This is a genomic window from Streptomyces sp. NBC_00727, assembly GCF_045161745.1.
In the GTDB taxonomy this organism is placed as follows: domain Bacteria; phylum Actinomycetota; class Actinomycetes; order Streptomycetales; family Streptomycetaceae; genus Streptomyces.
Map to the genome: position 1 here is coordinate 2654922 of NZ_CP108981.1, position 14327 is coordinate 2669248.

General features: G+C 71.0%; 14 protein-coding genes and 1 tRNA gene. 3 read left to right on the plus strand and 12 right to left on the minus strand.

Annotated features, from left to right (window positions below):
• Nucleotides 1-22: 22 nt before the first annotated feature.
• On the minus strand, nt 23-1318 hold the full coding sequence (locus OG242_RS11820; protein WP_405898110.1) for a multiprotein-bridging factor 1 family protein: 1296 nt from the start codon (nt 1316-1318) through the stop codon (nt 23-25).
• 186 nt (nt 1319-1504) lie between these two features.
• Between OG242_RS11820 and OG242_RS11825 the strand changes: the two genes are divergently transcribed.
• Nucleotides 1505-1969: a hypothetical protein gene (locus OG242_RS11825; protein ID WP_405898111.1), complete on the plus strand. Its 465-nt coding sequence runs from the start codon at nt 1505-1507 to the stop codon at nt 1967-1969.
• 107 nt (nt 1970-2076) lie between these two features.
• Nucleotides 2077-2772 (plus strand): class I SAM-dependent methyltransferase, encoded by a 696-nt coding sequence (locus OG242_RS11830; RefSeq protein ID WP_405898112.1) that lies wholly within the window; start codon nt 2077-2079, stop codon nt 2770-2772.
• Between the two features lie 81 nt (nt 2773-2853).
• On the opposite strand, the gene OG242_RS11835 is transcribed toward OG242_RS11830, so the two are convergent.
• The 5 genes from OG242_RS11835 to OG242_RS11855 all read right to left on the minus strand — a co-directional run bounded on the left by OG242_RS11835 (nt 2854) and on the right by OG242_RS11855 (nt 7542).
• Complete coding sequence (locus tag OG242_RS11835; RefSeq protein WP_405898113.1) at nt 2854-3984, minus strand: hypothetical protein; 1131 nt, start codon at nt 3982-3984, stop codon at nt 2854-2856.
• Entirely contained in the window at nt 3981-4883 is a 903-nt protein-coding gene (locus OG242_RS11840) for a lactate/malate family dehydrogenase (RefSeq protein WP_405898114.1), read from the minus strand. The genes OG242_RS11835 and OG242_RS11840 overlap by 4 nt, the downstream gene beginning before the upstream one ends.
• Nucleotides 4880-6055 (minus strand): hypothetical protein, encoded by a 1176-nt coding sequence (locus OG242_RS11845; RefSeq protein ID WP_405898115.1) that lies wholly within the window; start codon nt 6053-6055, stop codon nt 4880-4882. The genes OG242_RS11840 and OG242_RS11845 overlap by 4 nt, the downstream gene beginning before the upstream one ends.
• Nucleotides 6056-6503: 448 nt before the next feature.
• A complete protein-coding gene (locus tag OG242_RS11850) occupies nt 6504-7031 on the minus strand; it encodes an ATP-binding protein (RefSeq protein WP_405898116.1) in 528 nt (175 codons plus the stop codon).
• Nucleotides 7021-7542 carry a hypothetical protein gene (locus OG242_RS11855; RefSeq protein WP_405898117.1) on the minus strand — a complete coding sequence of 174 codons (522 nt, stop codon included), beginning with the start codon at nt 7540-7542 and terminating at the stop codon, nt 7021-7023. Before OG242_RS11855 ends, OG242_RS11850 begins: the two co-directional genes overlap by 11 nt.
• A 236-nt stretch (nt 7543-7778) precedes the next feature.
• Between OG242_RS11855 and OG242_RS11860 the strand changes: the two genes are divergently transcribed.
• On the plus strand, nt 7779-9089 hold the full coding sequence (locus OG242_RS11860; RefSeq protein ID WP_405898118.1) for a helix-turn-helix domain-containing protein: 1311 nt from the start codon (nt 7779-7781) through the stop codon (nt 9087-9089).
• Here OG242_RS11860 and cutA read toward each other — a convergent pair.
• From cutA to OG242_RS11890, 6 genes are all read right to left on the minus strand, one after another.
• Nucleotides 9086-9409 carry a divalent-cation tolerance protein CutA gene (cutA, locus tag OG242_RS11865; protein ID WP_405898119.1) on the minus strand — a complete coding sequence of 108 codons (324 nt, stop codon included), beginning with the start codon at nt 9407-9409 and terminating at the stop codon, nt 9086-9088. The two genes, OG242_RS11860 and cutA, sit on opposite strands and share 4 nt — an antisense overlap.
• 10 nt (nt 9410-9419) lie before the next feature.
• A complete protein-coding gene (locus OG242_RS11870; protein WP_405898120.1) occupies nt 9420-9605 on the minus strand; it encodes a hypothetical protein in 186 nt (61 codons plus the stop codon).
• 101 nt (nt 9606-9706) lie between these two features.
• Nucleotides 9707-9789: transfer RNA gene (locus OG242_RS11875), tRNA-Leu, on the minus strand.
• A 259-nt stretch (nt 9790-10048) separates the two neighbouring features.
• A complete protein-coding gene (locus tag OG242_RS11880) occupies nt 10049-12460 on the minus strand; it encodes a glycosyl hydrolase 2 galactose-binding domain-containing protein (protein ID WP_405898121.1) in 2412 nt (803 codons plus the stop codon).
• A complete protein-coding gene (locus OG242_RS11885; RefSeq protein WP_405898122.1) occupies nt 12457-13368 on the minus strand; it encodes an ATP-binding cassette domain-containing protein in 912 nt (303 codons plus the stop codon). The genes OG242_RS11880 and OG242_RS11885 overlap by 4 nt, the downstream gene beginning before the upstream one ends.
• Nucleotides 13353-14294 (minus strand): ABC transporter ATP-binding protein, encoded by a 942-nt coding sequence (locus OG242_RS11890; protein ID WP_405898123.1) that lies wholly within the window; start codon nt 14292-14294, stop codon nt 13353-13355. Before OG242_RS11890 ends, OG242_RS11885 begins: the two co-directional genes overlap by 16 nt.
• Between the last annotated feature and the right edge of the window lie 33 nt (nt 14295-14327).

Genomic DNA, 14327 nt, shown 5'->3' on the forward strand with positions numbered 1-14327 from the left:
GACCAGGTACTTTGGGGCCGGCTCAGCCCGTCCGAGGCGGGGCGGACACGGCGGCACGCAGTTCTCGCACGCCGACTGCCCGGGGGTGGCGCTGCGCCAGCTCGGTCACGATGCTGCGGATCGCGGGGCGGTCCCGCACCTCGCCCGGGCTCGCGCGGTGGGCGTCGAGAAGGGCGCGGGCGGTCTGCTCGGGGCGGCCCCAAGCCCACCAGGCGCGAGCCATGTCGGTGCCCAGACGTGCCTTCCTCTCGGCCGTCGGGAAGTCCTCGGGTCGAAGGTTCTGGCCCGCTTCCAGGGCCGCTCCCGCGTCACCGAGGGCCCAGTGGACGCCGACGGTGTAGAGGTCCACGGCGGCCGGGCTGATGGGGAAGAGCCGCCCGGCCGGGGCCAGGGGCGGCAGACGCCGCGCGGCGCGCCGGGCTTCCTCGGCCATGGCCAGGGCCTCGGTGCGCCGGCCTCCGCGTGCGGCGGTGTAGGCCAGGGTGCACAGCATCTGCGCGTAGGCCGACGATGCTGCGTCGGTCCGCAGCCCGGTGGACTCCACCCCGGCTGCGGCCGACTCCATGAGAGTCTGCGCCTCCTCGCCCCGGTCCTGGTGGCGGAGCACGATCGCGAGTTCGCGGGAGGCTGCGGCAGCGGCGAGCGGGGACCCGGACACCTCGGCCCAGGTGCGCGCACGGTCGGCAGCGAGACGGGCTTGCTCATACGAGCCGAGTTTGAGCAGCAGGGCGGCACTGAGGCTGTAGACGGAGGACAGCCTCGCCTGGTCCAGCTCGCGGCGCGAGGAAGCCGCAGCATGTCCATCGGCCAGGAGGCTGGGCAGCAGGGCGAGGAGCTGAGTGTGGGCGCCCTTGTCGTACAGCTCTCGGGCAGAAGCCACGCGAGGGTCCAGTGCTCCCCTGCCCGTCGGCGGCGGCGTGTCAGCCAGGGCCCGATCCATGCCGAGCAGCAAGGCGGCCGGAACGGTCGCCGTGGCGACAAGCAACGAGCGGCGGCGCATCGGGTCCTCCTCGGCGTGCGGACTGGCCGACACTCTAGTGGCGGTGCGTCCGGATGAAGCCGGGGGCGCCAGCGACATCACCAAGACGTGTTGCGGGACGCCCACCGTGGAAGCCGCCCGATGAATCAGCGTCAAGTCCGTCACCTGGGAACGCCGTTCCAGTCGGGAGACTGTCGCCGCCGAGCAACCCAGATGCCGCCCCAGCTCGGCGAGCGTCCACCCCTGGTGTTCGCGGCCCAGCCGCACGAGCGCACCCGGTTGACGCCGGACGACTAACTCCCTGACCTTCGTGCTGCTCCAGAGCGGGTCACCGGGCACTGGCCCCTCCCCTGCTACACGACCGGGGGCCACCACGGTACGGGCGCCGGGAGCCCGGCGTCGAGACCGTTTGCACGATGTGCAAACGCCTTGCAGAGAGCGACAGTTGATCGCCTCCAAGGCGCGGGACGCGGTGTCCTTACTGCATCGCCCCGCACTCGTGGGGCACCGCACATGGGAGGCACCATGGCAACCGCAGCCGAAACCCCCGTCGCCACCAACCCGGTAACCGGGACTGCCCGCTCCCCGCGCGACATCGTGCCGGCCGACCTCTGGGACAAGCAGGTCGCCCTGCTCATGCGGGACTACCCGTACGACTCCGTCATGGCAGCCCGTGTCCTCGGCCAGGGCTACGCCTACCTGCTCACCGCCATGCACCACCGGGGCGAAGGGCTGGGGCTCGCCCCGAGCAAGCTCGTGGACGTGGGCGTCCACACGATCATCCTCGACACCGTCGCCTACGCCGAGCTGTGCGACACCTACAACAGCGGGCACTTCCTGCACCACGTCCCGCTGGTCGAGATGAAGGACGACGGGTCGGTCATGAAGACCGCCCATCTGGTCGCCCGCGCCGGCTGGGAGGTGGACCTCCCCCTGTGGGAGGACTCCAGCACCTGCGGCCCCTGCCACCCGGGCAACGACTCGCACTGACCTCCGCACGCCATCCTCGGAGGCACGGACTCGCGGTCCGGGCCCCCGAGTCACGCCCGGATGACATTCATCCGAACCGGCAGCAGCCCGCTCGTGGCACCGCCAGGATGACCCGGGTGACGACCACAGACCTATGGCACCACTACGGCCGCGTACGCGCCGACCAGGACCACGCCGTCCCCGAATCCTTCCGCTGGTCCTGGAGCCAGCAGGACGGGCCGGGCCCGGACATCCTCGGCGACATCAACGGCAGAACAATCGCGGACCTCGGCGCCGGCGCCGCACGACACGCCGCTCACCTGGCCGTGCACCACGCCCCTCACCGCGTCGACGCCGTGGACGCCTCACCCGCACAGCACAACATGGCCGCTGCCCTCTACGGCTCGCTCACCCCACACCTGCGCCTCATCCGCCAGGACGTCGTCCCCCACCTCCGCGCGAACCCGGGCACATATGACGTGCTCTACAGCGTCTTCGGAGCCGTGGACTTCACCGACCCCCACACGCTGCTCCCGGCCGCCGCCGATGCTCTCCGGCCGGGCGGCAGGCTGGTCTTCTCCACCCTCGCCCACTACCTGACCGGCGCCCCCGCACAACCGGACTTCACGGCAGCTGACGTGCCCGCTAAGACCCCGGACGGCGAGGCCGCCACCATGCGCCGCTGGGTCCTGCAAGAGCATGTCTGGGCCAAGGCCCTCGACGAGGCCGGCTTCACCTTGATCCAGGTCACGGAGGTTCCTGCCGGCGAAGGCCCCCGGCCAGCGGCCACCCTCATCGTCACGGGCGAGCGTCCCGCCGCCTGATGGCGGGGGAACGTGCTGCTGCCCCGAGCCCAGGTTTCGGGTCTCGGGGCAGCAGCACGTTCGAAGCGAGCCGACGCGGCCTCAGACCGCGTCGGCCACCTTGGTCAGCACGGCAGCGCTGGCCTGGATGTCGTGGTTGAGTCGGGCCGCGCGGTGTGGCAGTCCGGCGAGCCGGGCCGCGACTTCTGCGCGGGCGCTCTCGCGGCCGCCGCCGTCCACGCCCTGCGCCTGTCCGAAGATGTCGGGGTAGCGGTCCTCGGTCGCGCCCGACATGAAGTCACCCTCGCCCAGCGTCCGCGCGCCGTCTACGACGTCCGGAGCAGCATCGGCGTCGATCTGGGGGAAGAGGAGGCCGGCCGCCCTGCCGCCGGTCGCCAGCGGTACGCCGAAGACGTCCGGAAACTGGTCCGGGAAGACCTGGACCTTCCTCTCGCGCCGCGCGTTCTCCCACAGCGGCGTGTGGTCGCCGGCGAGCAGCGCCTCGGTCACCGAGTCGTGCTGCGTCGGGTGGAAGCTGCCGCCCGACCGCAGATGCTCGCGCGCCTTGTCGTCCCAGCCGAGCGAGTGGAGCAGGCCCAGGCCGAGCGCGGCGGCGGACGGCCACGGCACGACCTCGACGTCTCGCTCACCCGTCGGCCTGACCAGGACCCGGTCGTTGGCGAGGAGCTGCCAGCCGTTCGAGGCGAGGAGCAGCGCGGTGGTCGTCTTCCCGGCCCCCTTGTCACCGAACGTCAGCAGGGTTCCGCCGTCCGGCCGTACGACCGCGGAGGAGTGGAGAACCGCCCACCCGTCACGCAGGAGCTGGCCACGGATCGCCTCCCGAGCCAGGCGCGCGGCGGCCAGGGCGAGGGGCTGCGCGTGTGTACCAGCGAGCACCAGACGATCGGAGGACGGCGTGCTGCGGTACGCAATCCCTTCCTCCGGCGACGTCGCGATGATGTCCTCGCCATCGCGTGCCACCAGCAGCGGGTGCTTGGCGTAGTCGACCTCCTCGGTGGTCCGGCCGTCGTGGACCAGACGAGTGATCTCCTCGTAGCCGTCCGCGTTGACGTCGGCGAGCACAGCGGCCCCGGCGCACACAGACGCCGCATCCACCGACATGGCGTTCCACCAAGGGCCGAAGTACCTCAAGGACCAGTCCGTGACCACCGTGCTGTTGCTGAGCACGGTAACGGCCGCTGCCGCGGCCTCGAGTCGGGTAGCGCTGATCATGTGGCGATCCTTTCGGGGAGGGGTAGTTGGGTGTAGGCGTCCCGGAGGCTGCCGGCCGCAGAGTCCAGACGCAGACGCTCGGTGCGGGTGAGGGGAGGCAGGCACGGTATGGGCAGCCCGCCGGTGAAACGCATCGGGATTCCGAGGAACACGTCCCCGTACGGGACGGACAGCTCCTCGATGCCGTCGACCAGGCCGAGGGCCTTGCGGAGCGTGGAGAGCACGGCCCCGGCCGGACCTGAGCGGGTACGGCCGATGCCGCCCCGGATCAGTGCCGGCCGCTCCTGCAGGGCTTCGGTGACCGTTCGCAACGGGACCGTGATCGGCTGGTCGGCGATGGTTGTGGTCGACGCACACACGACTGCGCTGTCTCCGTGCTCGCCGACCACGTGCCCGGACACCAGCGAGGGCGGGACCATCGCGATCTGCGCCAGCGTCAACCGGTAGCGGGCGGAGTCCAGGTTCGACCCGATCCCGAAGACCCGGGAGCAGCCGGACACCTCCGCGAAGCAGCGGGCCATCAGGTCCACGGGGTTCGTGACGACTAGGACGGTCCCGCTGTACCCGCGCAGCTCCACGCCCAGCGCGGCGAGCGCCGGGGCGTTCGCCGCCGACCCGCCCCGGCGGATGTCCTGGGCGGCCGTGTTCGTGAAGTTGGCCCGCAGGGCGATCACCACGGCGTCGCAGCCGGGCAGGTCGGCCACGTCCCCGGCCTCGACCTGGGACCGCGACCTGGAGGTGGCCGCGAGGTCCTGGAGGTCCGCGACGAGCCCACGCACTTGGCGCTCCTGCCGGGACACGATCAGGAGCCGGCCGGGCAACCCGGCGGCGACGAGCGCGGTGGCGACGCTCTGTCCGACCGCTCCCGCCCCGACGATTCCGACTACCGGGGCGATCACCGGACGCTCCCGGCGGCCGCCTCGACCTCCGCGAACGCCCTGTCAAGGAGCCGGGCGCCGGACATCGACCCTACGAGGAGGGCGCTCACCCGGTCGACAATGCCGGCGACCACGCGGGCCTGCGCGACAAGCGACGCCTGATGCGTCGCCAGGGGCAGCCCCGGCGGAGCGCTGAGGCAGGTACTCAGGATGCTCACCGTGTCCATGAGCCACAGGACCAGGACCTCACGCAGCCGCCGCTGCTGCTCGTGCTCGGGCTGCACTCCCACGTAGTGGTCGAGCGTCGAAGCAACGCCGTGAACGATCTGCCGCCCGGCGGCCGGGTTCGGGTGGCTGATGGCGAGGAGGATCGCCCGGCCCAGGAACTTCGCGACGTCCGGCTCGGGGCCGGCCGCCCACTGCATCGCCGGGTCGATGAACCGGAGGCGGGAGCCGGTCATAAAGACGTGCTCCGGTTTCAGGTCACCGAACACGACCGTGTCGCGCCGCGTCAACAGACCTGCGGCAATCCTGAGCAGCCGCCGCACCGCAGTCTGCAGTAGGGCGCTGACCTGCTGGCACTCGAACTCTGGCAGACCGCTGTCCTCGCCGAGCGACCGCAGGTAGTCCGCGCTGCTCGGCCCCCCGAACTTGCGGCGGAACACACCGGTGACGGACCGCTCGGTGATCGACGCAGCGTCACGCAGGACCTCAGTCCCGGCCGGGCCGTGGAGGCCACGCAGCTCCACGAGGACCTGGTCCAGGAGCGCGGCCGTGTCCCACGGGCGGGCGGACAGCTCGTCGGCCAGCGTCGTGCCGGGCACAACCCGCGTGAGGAGGACGCCATCGCACAGACCCGCCGTCTTGCACACCCTGGGCCGCCCAAGGCGGCGCAGGAAGCGAAGGTTCTTCGCCTCGCGGGCAGTCAGCAGGTCGGCACTCGCCACGTAGGCCCGCTGCGCCTCCAGCACGTTCGCCCACGGCCCGGCAGCACCCCGCAGGATCGATACCAGGGACATGCCCAGCCAAGAGTACTTGGCGATCAGTACCTCGCCGTCGACCATGACCCGGCAGACGTACGACGTGACGCTCGGGCACTGCGGCCCGAAGACGACTTCTTTCTCCGGCCACCGCTTCGTGACCGCCTGGGTGATGATTTCCTGAGTGGCGGCGCGCAGAGCGGCCACGTCCAACTGTCCGGTCTCCGTGGTGATGGTCACTGTGACTCCTCAGCAAGCAGATGATCGCGGTCAGAACGGGAGGCCAGTGGGCCGGCCGCTCACCACCCGACCGCGATGACGATCAAGGCCAGTGCGGCGAGGAAGACCGCCGCCTGGCAAAAACGCAGCCAGGACTTCCGTGTGGAAGGCGACGGATGGCTCACCCGCGCTCCGCTGCCAGGGAGGAGGCCCCCGCCCGCGCCGATGTGCTGGCGCGATGAGGATGCCTCCGAAGCAGGACGCGGCAGTCCGCAGCACGCGAGTGGTCACCAGCCGCGCGGGCCTGCGCCTCCTCCTCGCGCAGCCGGGCGCATTTGGCGCACGCCATCGTTGATCCCTTCATCCGCTGTTCGCGATTCCGATGCCGAGCGCGACGGCCACCCCGAACAAGGCCACGAGATACAGGACCTGCCGAGCGCGCTCACTCACCAAGCACTCCCGGCACAGCCAAGACGGCCCACACGGTCTTCCCCCACTGACGAGGCTCCGCTCCCCAGCAGCCCTCGGTCACAGCGTCGATGATCGCGAGACCGCGGCCGCCCTCCTCGTCTCCGCCGGCCTGCCGCAGCTGGGGCAGGTCGCGCGAGAAGTCCGATACAGCAAGGCAAACAGCCAGGAGGTCGGTCCGCGTCACGGTCACCCGCACTCTGCTCCTCCGAGCGTGGGCAACAGCGTTCGACAGCAGTTCGGTGACGACGAGCCTGGCCGTGTCCTCAAGGTCTCCCAGACCCCAGAGACCAAGGGCCGAGGACGTCAGGAGCCGCGCGTCACGTGCTGATTCGGCGATCCTCGGCAAGGACATGCTGTAGGCGGGACGGCCCCCGTCGGCTGCCCCTTCTGCGATAGCCATGCGTACGCCGTTCCTCTCGGGCCTCATAAGGCCGTCGACCGAGGGTTCCGCCGTATTCCTTGTGTGCGCCGGGAGGGCGGTCGCGGACTCATACATCATCGCCACCACCTGGGCGACCGGCAGCCAGCCGGCCCGCGCTGACGAGAGCCACAAGCGGGCGGGCACTGCACAACAGCCCCGGCCCGTCGAGCGGCACGACCCACCACGGGCTGCTGTGGTCCTCCTGCGGTTCGGTCAGGTGAGGGCTGGGGACGAGCAACAGCGCCCGGTAGTCATGCGGCACTGACCCGATCGAGCGCCACCCCATGGCCGTGGACGCCGTGACCAGCACCGTGTACGCGCCCTCACGGCTGAACTGGTCAGGGCTGTAGAAGACCGGGCAGGCGTCGAGGTGTTCCGCGAGCGGGCCTCGGCAGGCGAGCGGGTCGTCCAGGCCTAGCGCGGCATGCACCAGGGAGGCCCGGATCGCAACCGCGCCGAAGAGGAATCCGGGCCGTAGCCACGTCGTGCCCTTCTTCTGCCACTCGTCTCGGCTCTCGCTTAGCTTCGGCGCGGCCGAAAGCAGCCAGTGCCCGGCGGCGAGTTCCCGCTCTCGTCGGAGATGCACCATTCCGTCAACCGGTCTGCTCATGGCGCCAGCCCGCCACGGGTGCTCTGGTTACGCTCGCTCACGGCGACTCCTATCAGTCGTCGCCCCGGAGAGGCGGGCGTCGCCACCTCGGGGCCTTCCGCGTACGAGGGTGGAGTTTCCGCGAATACCGTGCGTCCCTACACGGTGTATACCCATCATGGGTACACACCGCTTTCGATCACCGTGCACACTCGCGTCAGCAGGAGGAGTGCCGCATGACCTACCAGCCGCCCACCGCCCTCCCGCGCGAGCTCCTTGACGACCCTGACGTGGAACGCGCGTTAGCCGCACACGACTTCGGGAGGGTGTTCCGGGTCGCCCGCGAGCGGGCCCGGATCAGCTACTCCAAGATCGCCGCCGAGTGCGACATCAAGCCCGACCGTGTCGGCACACTCGCGCGCGGGCAAGGGCGGATTACCTCCTTCGAGAAGGTCGTACAGATCACGGACGCGCTACGCGTCCCGGGGCACCTGGTTGGTCTTGCTCCCCGTCCTTGGGAGATGGGCGCCGATCCTGCTGTTACACCCCGCGCAGAGATCGGACCCCCAAGCATGCGTCGCCGCACCATCCTCCAGGCCGCCACCAGCGCCGGCCTCGCTGCTGCCCTCCCGGCCCTTCACCAGCCGGAGGCCCCCCGCCACATCACCGACACGTACGTCGATCGTCTACGGGAGCGCACCGCCCGCCTCCGACGCCTGGACGAGGTCCTCGGAGGAGGCGATACCTATCGCGTCTACCTCAGCGAGGTGCAGGCCACCAAGGCCCTCCTCAGGCAGAGCAGTTGCACCGGGACCGCACGCCGCCAGCTCACCGGCCTCCTCGCCGAGCAGGCACAGCAGGCCGGGTGGGCCGCGTACGACGCGGGCCGCACACGCGACGCCGTCGCGCTCTACGAGGAAAGCCGAACTGCGGCGCAGGACGCACAGGACACCGATCTCTACGGCAACAGCCTCGCGTTCCTCGCCTACTCCGTCGCGGACGACCGACGCACCGCCGTAGCATTCGCAGAGGACTCCTGCGCGACCATCACCGCGCGGACGCCAGCCACCGTGCAGGCCCTGCTCTACGAACGGCTGGCCTGGGCGTGCGCCGTCGACGGCCAAGCCGTCGGGACGGAGAAGGCCCTCGGTGCCGCCCGCCAGGACCTTGAGGACGCACAGGGCGGCGAGCCCCAACCGGACTGGTCTGCCTGGGTCGACCACGCCGAGCTGGACATCATGACCGGCCGCTGCTGGACGGAGCTCCGCCGCCCACTTCGCGCGGTCCCGGTCCTCACCAACGCACTCAGCGAGTTCGCCGACGACCACGCCCGCGACAAAGCCCTCTACCTCTCCTGGCTGGCCAGCGCCTACCTCACCGCCGGAGAAGTCGAGGCAGCCGCCGCCACCACCAGCCGCGCACTCCAGCTCGCCACGGGCGTCGCGTCTATCCGGCCCCGGCAACGGCTCGCGCCTCTACTCGATCGCCTGCGCATCCACGGGGACATCGGCGAAGTCCGCCAGGTCCTGGAGCAGGCGCAGGGCTAAGCCCCTGCCACGGAGTCCTTGATCCACTGCACGCAGCGCTCGGCGCCCTGGGTAATCGGCACGGCGCAGACCTCGGGATTGTCCCAGGGATGCTCGTCGAGGAGGTAGTTCTCCAGCGCCGCGTACCGGGCTGCAGTTGTCTTCAAGATGACCTGCCACTCTTCACCCGTGCCGTACTCACCCAGGTGCCAGAAGACGCTGACGACGGGGCCCACGATCTGGGCGCCCGCCGCCAAGCGCGACTTTACGGCGCCGCCCGCAAGGGCAACGGCTTGCTCCCGGGTCTCGGTCGCGGTGGTCACCTGCACGCACTCAGTCATGAACACGACCCTATGAGATGGTGCCGGGCCAGCGTAACCACACCCACCATAGAATCGAACACTTGTCCGACGCGGCCGACTCGTCGTCGAAGCGCTCTGTCTGCACGGGCGCCTCACGCCCGCCGCCCAGCCGCCACTTCACCTGGTAGCTGGTGATCTCCCCAGCCTTGTTCTTCCGTGGATGCACGCTCGCCATGGACGGAGAGTAGCGACGCGTTCCCGCCGTGTTCCCGCGAGTCGGGGAACACGCACGGGATTCCAGCCATCACCGCAGGTGAGGACCCTTGCCAATGAAAGTGCCCGGAACCGGACTCGAACCGGTACGCCCCCGAGGGGCAGCGAGGTTTAAGCTCGCCGTGTCTGCATTCCACCATCCGGGCTTGGCGCGCGGCTCCGCGTTGGCACATGACCCTATCCGGGGGGCCCGGTGCGATCTGCCGAACAGTGGCTCGATGTTGTCTTATTTATCGATCTCTTGAGCCTCCGTCAGCGCACGTCGGAGGCATACCCACATGCCCGGGCGAGATGGCGGCAGCCCCGGGGCGTCAGGTGAATTGACGGAAAGTCGCCGCACCGGCACAGTCGATTCGCCAGGGGCGCGCCACTGATCGCCAGGGGCGCGCCACCTGGTGGCTGATTTTAGAGCTCGATCCGGTCGTTCACGCATCGCAGGACCGGGCGCGTGCCGAGGGCGGAGGGGTCGTCCAGAACCGCCCCCGTGACCCGGAGTACGGCGGTCTCGCCCGGGAGGACGGTGAGGAGCATGGTGTCGGTCTCGGCGTCCGGGTGGAGGCGGTCGGGGAAGAGGCAGAGGTCGCGGAGAAGGGTCTCCGCCGTCACCTCGACGCGGTACGCGGGCGTCCCGGCGTCCTCCTCCGCAGTCACCGTCACCTCGTAGCGCGCCGGCGGGAGGGCGAGCGCGGGGTCCTCCTCGTAGAAGTGCAGGGTCCTGGTGTCGTCCAGGCGCGCGGACAGGAGTTCGCGGCCGGGGTCCGCGGGCGTCGCTAGCGAGGCGGGCAGGGGGACGCTCGTCGTGGTGCGGGGGGCCGTGGTCACCGGCACGGCCCCCTCGGCCAGGACCGTGCCGTCCAGGGCGTGGCGGGTCAGGCGGAGGGTGCCCGCCCAGGGGGCCGCCGTGTCGTTGACCAGGTGGACGGAGCCGTCGCGGACCGCGATCAGGCGGTCCGCGTACACCGAACGCAGCGCGTGCCACAGCGGCTTGCGGCGTCCGTCACCGTCGACCGCCGACCAGGAGACCACCGGCCAGCAGTCGTTGAGCTGCCAGACGATCGTGCCCATGCAGTACGGGGCGTGGGAGCGGAAGTGGCGGATGCCGAACGCGACGGCGCGGGCCTGGTTGAGCTGGGTGAGCCAGTGCCAGTCGTCGAAGTCCGCGCCGGGCTGCGGCAGGTGGTCGCCCAGGCCGCGCAGCAGCTTCGCGTTGCCGTCGTCGGCCTTCTGGTGGTGGGCCAGGAGCGGGGCGTCGGGGGTGAGGGGTCCGCTGACCGCGCGGCGCAGGGTGGCGTACGCGGGCGGGCCCTGGAAGCCGAACTCCGCGACGAAGCGCGGCACCCGGTCGGCGTACGCCCGGTAGTCGGCGCGGTTCCACACGTCCCAGATGTGGATGGTGCCCCGTTCCGGGTCCTGGGGGTGGGCGTCGGGGGTGCCGGAGTACGGGGAGCCCGGCCAGTACGGGCGGGTGGGGTCGGTCTCGGCGACGATCGAGGGCAGCAGCCGGTGGTAGTAGCCGTGGCCCCAGGTGCGGTCCCCCAGCTCCTTCTGCCAGCCCCAGTCGGCGTGACCCTCCAGGTTCTCGTTGTTTCCGCACCACAGGACCAGTGAAGGGTGGGGGGCCAGACGGGTGACGTTCTCGCGGGCCTCGGCCGCGACCTCGTCCCACAGCGGCTGTTCCTCGGGGTAGGCGGCGCAGGCGAACGGGAAGTCCTGCCAGACCAGGAGCCCCTTCTCGTCGCACAGCTCGTAGAAGTCGTCGCTCTCGTAGAGGCCGCCGCCCCAGACCCGGACCAGGTTGACGTGGGCGGCGACGGCCTGGTCGAGGCGGTCGGAGAGCTGTTGCCTGGTGAGGCGGGACGGGAAGCAGTCCTCGGGAATCCAGTTCACCCCGCGCACGAAGACCGGCTCGCCGTTCACCGAGATCCGGAACGCCTCCTGTTCGAGGGTGACCGCGCGGAAGCCCGTACGGAAGGTCCGGACGTGGTCGCCCACGCGGACCTTCACGTCGTACAGCGGCTGCTCGCCGTGGCTGTGCGGCCACCAGGGCTCGGCCTGCGGGACCGGGAGGGTGACGGTGACGCGGTGCTCGTCCTCCGAGGCGATGAAGACGGAGGCGGCCCCCACCACCTCGACCGCGCCCGACAGCGGTTCGAGGCCGTCGTGCTCCACCTCCAGCTCGGCGGTCAGCCGCGGCACGCCCTCCGCGTCCAGGTCCGGGAGCAGCTTCACGGACGCGAGGCGCGGGCCGCTCCACGTCTCCAGGGCGACCGGGCGCCAGATGCCGGACGTGACCAGGGTCGGGCCCCAGTCCCAGCCGAAGTTGCAGGCCATCTTGCGGATGAAGGCGTACGGCTCCGCGTACGCGCCGGGGCGGTCGCCGAGCCGGTCGCGCAGCTCCTCGGCGTAGGTGTAGGGCGCGACGAAGATCACGTCGAGGGTGTTTCCGCCCTCGCGCAGTAGCTCGCGCACGGCGAAGCGGTACGAGCGGTGCTGGTTGGCCGTGCGGCCGATCTCGGTGCCGTTGAGCAGGATCGTGGCGACGGTGTCCAGGCCGTCGAAGCGCAGGGCGGCGTGGTCGTGTCCGTCGGGCGTCCAGTCGAAGGTGGTGCGGTACGTCCAGTCGGTGCGGCCGATCCAGCCGAGCCGGGTCTCGTGGTCGTCCAGGTACGGGTCGTCGATGAGCCCGGCGGCGAGCAGGTCGGTGTGCACGCAGCCGGGGACGGTGGCGGGGACGCCTCCCGGGGGGAGCCCCGGGGGCACGGGTCCGGCGGGGCACAGCGTCCAGCCGTCGTGCAGGGGCAGGTGGCGCAGGGTCACGCGGGAGTCCTTCCGCAGTCGGGGAGCTGGGCGCAGGCGACGAAGTGGTCCGGCTCGGCCTCGTACAGATCCGTGGCCGCCGGTCCGACCGCCTCGTGGAGGGCGCAGGACGCCACCGGCTCCGGCGGGTCCCACGGCTGGTTGAGGCGGGGCACGGCGGCGAGGAGGGTGCGGGTGTAGGGGTGGAGCGGGTTGCCGAACACCTTCTGGGTGTCGCCGCGTTCGACGACCCGGCCCCGGCGCAGCACGACCGTCTTCTCGGCGAGGTACGTGCCCAGCGCGAGGTCGTGGGTGATGTAGAGGACGCCGAGGCCGCGTTCCTTGAGGCCGGCCAGGAGGTTGAGGACGTCGATGCGGGTGGAGGCGTCGAGCATGCTGGTGATCTCGTCGGCGACCAGGAAGCTCAGGTCGAGCAGGAGGGCGCGGGCGATGAGGAGGCGTTGCAGCTGGCCGCCGCTGAGCTGGTGCGGGTAGCGGCCGAGGACCTGTGCGGGGTCCAGGCGCACGTCGCGTACCGCCTTCTCGACGCGCCCGGCCCACTCCTTGTCGGGGACGCCCGGGTGGTACGCGCGGCGGACCAGGTCGAAGACGCGGTCGGCCCGGAAGACGGGGTTGTAGCAGGAGAACGGGTCCTGGAAGACGCCCTGGACGCGTCGGTAGAAGTCCTTGCCGGGGCGCACCCGCTGCCCGTCCAGGGTGAGGGTGCCGGAGCTGACGCCGGTGAGGCCGAGGATCATCCGGCCGATGGTGGACTTGCCGCTGCCGCTCTCGCCGATGAGGGAGACGACCTCGCCGGGCGCGGCGGTGAAGGACACCCGGTCGACGGCGGTGACGGAGCCGCCGCCGAACGCCCCGGCGCGGTAGGTCTTGGTGACGTGGTCGAGGGTCAGCATCAGGCCTTCCAGCATGCGACGGAGTGGCGGGGGGCGATCTCGACGACCGGGGGCTCCTCGGCGCAGCGCTCGTCGGCGACCGGGCAGCGGTCGCGGAAGCGGCAGCCGGCCGGGGGGTTCAGGAGCGAGGGCGGGGCGCCGGCGATGCCCTTCAGGGGCCGGTCCGCGTGCCGGGCGCCGACCTCGGGGAGCGAGCCGAGCAGGAGCTTGGTGTACGGGTGGCGGGGCGCGGTCGTCAGGGTCTTCGTGGGCGCCTTCTCGGCCAGCTTGCCCGCGTACATGACCATGATCGAGTCCGCGATGTGCGAGGTGAGGCCGAGGTCGTGGGTCACGAAGATCATGCTGGTGACGAGGCCCTTGTCGCGCAGCCCGGTGAGCGCGCCGACGACCGCGCGCTGGGTGGAGACGTCGAGCGCGGAGGTGACCTCGTCGGCGATGAGGACGGACGGGTCGAGCAGGGTGGAGATCACCATGACGGTGCGCTGCTTCATGCCGCCGGACAGCTCGATCGGGTAGCGGTCCAGGACGTCGTGGTCCAGGCCCACCAGGTCGAGCCTGCGGTGGAGTTCGGCGGTGTCCACGCTCGCGCCGCGCGACGCGAGCAGCTCGCGGATCATGCGGCCGATGCGGCGGGTCGGGTTGAGGGCGCTCATGGAGTACTGCGGGACGAGCGAGATGCGGTGGAAGCGGAAGGCGTTCATCGCCCGGTCGTCGGCCACGGGCACGTCGTCGCCGTCGAGGGTGACGGTGCCGCCCGCGTGCCGCATCCGGCCGTCGAGCCGGATCAGCGACTTGCCGAGCGTGCTCTTGCCGCAGCCGGACTCGCCGGCCAGGCCCAGGATCTCCCCGTCGGCGAGGTCGAAGGAGACGCCGTCCAGGGCCCGGACCTCACCGCGCAGGGTGCGGTAGTGGACCCGGAGGTCGGTCACGGTCAGGGTCATGTGCTCAGGCCTCCCGGAAAACGGTCGCGGTCA

What these genes read in the sequence shown, in the direction of transcription:
- OG242_RS11825 (WP_405898111.1), top strand. Translation starts at nt 1,505, where the DNA reads ATGGCAACCGCAGCCGAAACCCCCGTCGCCACCAACCCGGTAACCGGG.
- OG242_RS11850 (WP_405898116.1), bottom strand. Translation starts at nt 7,031, where the DNA reads ATGATGTATGAGTCCGCGACCGCCCTCCCGGCGCACACAAGGAATACG.
- OG242_RS11855 (WP_405898117.1), bottom strand. Translation starts at nt 7,542, where the DNA reads ATGGTGCATCTCCGACGAGAGCGGGAACTCGCCGCCGGGCACTGGCTG.
- OG242_RS11885 (WP_405898122.1), bottom strand. Translation starts at nt 13,368, where the DNA reads ATGCTGGAAGGCCTGATGCTGACCCTCGACCACGTCACCAAGACCTAC.
- OG242_RS11890 (WP_405898123.1), bottom strand. Translation starts at nt 14,294, where the DNA reads ATGACCCTGACCGTGACCGACCTCCGGGTCCACTACCGCACCCTGCGC.
- OG242_RS11835 (WP_405898113.1), bottom strand. Translation starts at nt 3,984, where the DNA reads ATGATCAGCGCTACCCGACTCGAGGCCGCGGCAGCGGCCGTTACCGTG.
- OG242_RS11860 (WP_405898118.1), top strand. Translation starts at nt 7,779, where the DNA reads ATGACCTACCAGCCGCCCACCGCCCTCCCGCGCGAGCTCCTTGACGAC.
- OG242_RS11830 (WP_405898112.1), top strand. Translation starts at nt 2,077, where the DNA reads ATGACCCGGGTGACGACCACAGACCTATGGCACCACTACGGCCGCGTA.
- cutA (WP_405898119.1), bottom strand. Translation starts at nt 9,409, where the DNA reads ATGACTGAGTGCGTGCAGGTGACCACCGCGACCGAGACCCGGGAGCAA.
- OG242_RS11870 (WP_405898120.1), bottom strand. Translation starts at nt 9,605, where the DNA reads ATGGCGAGCGTGCATCCACGGAAGAACAAGGCTGGGGAGATCACCAGC.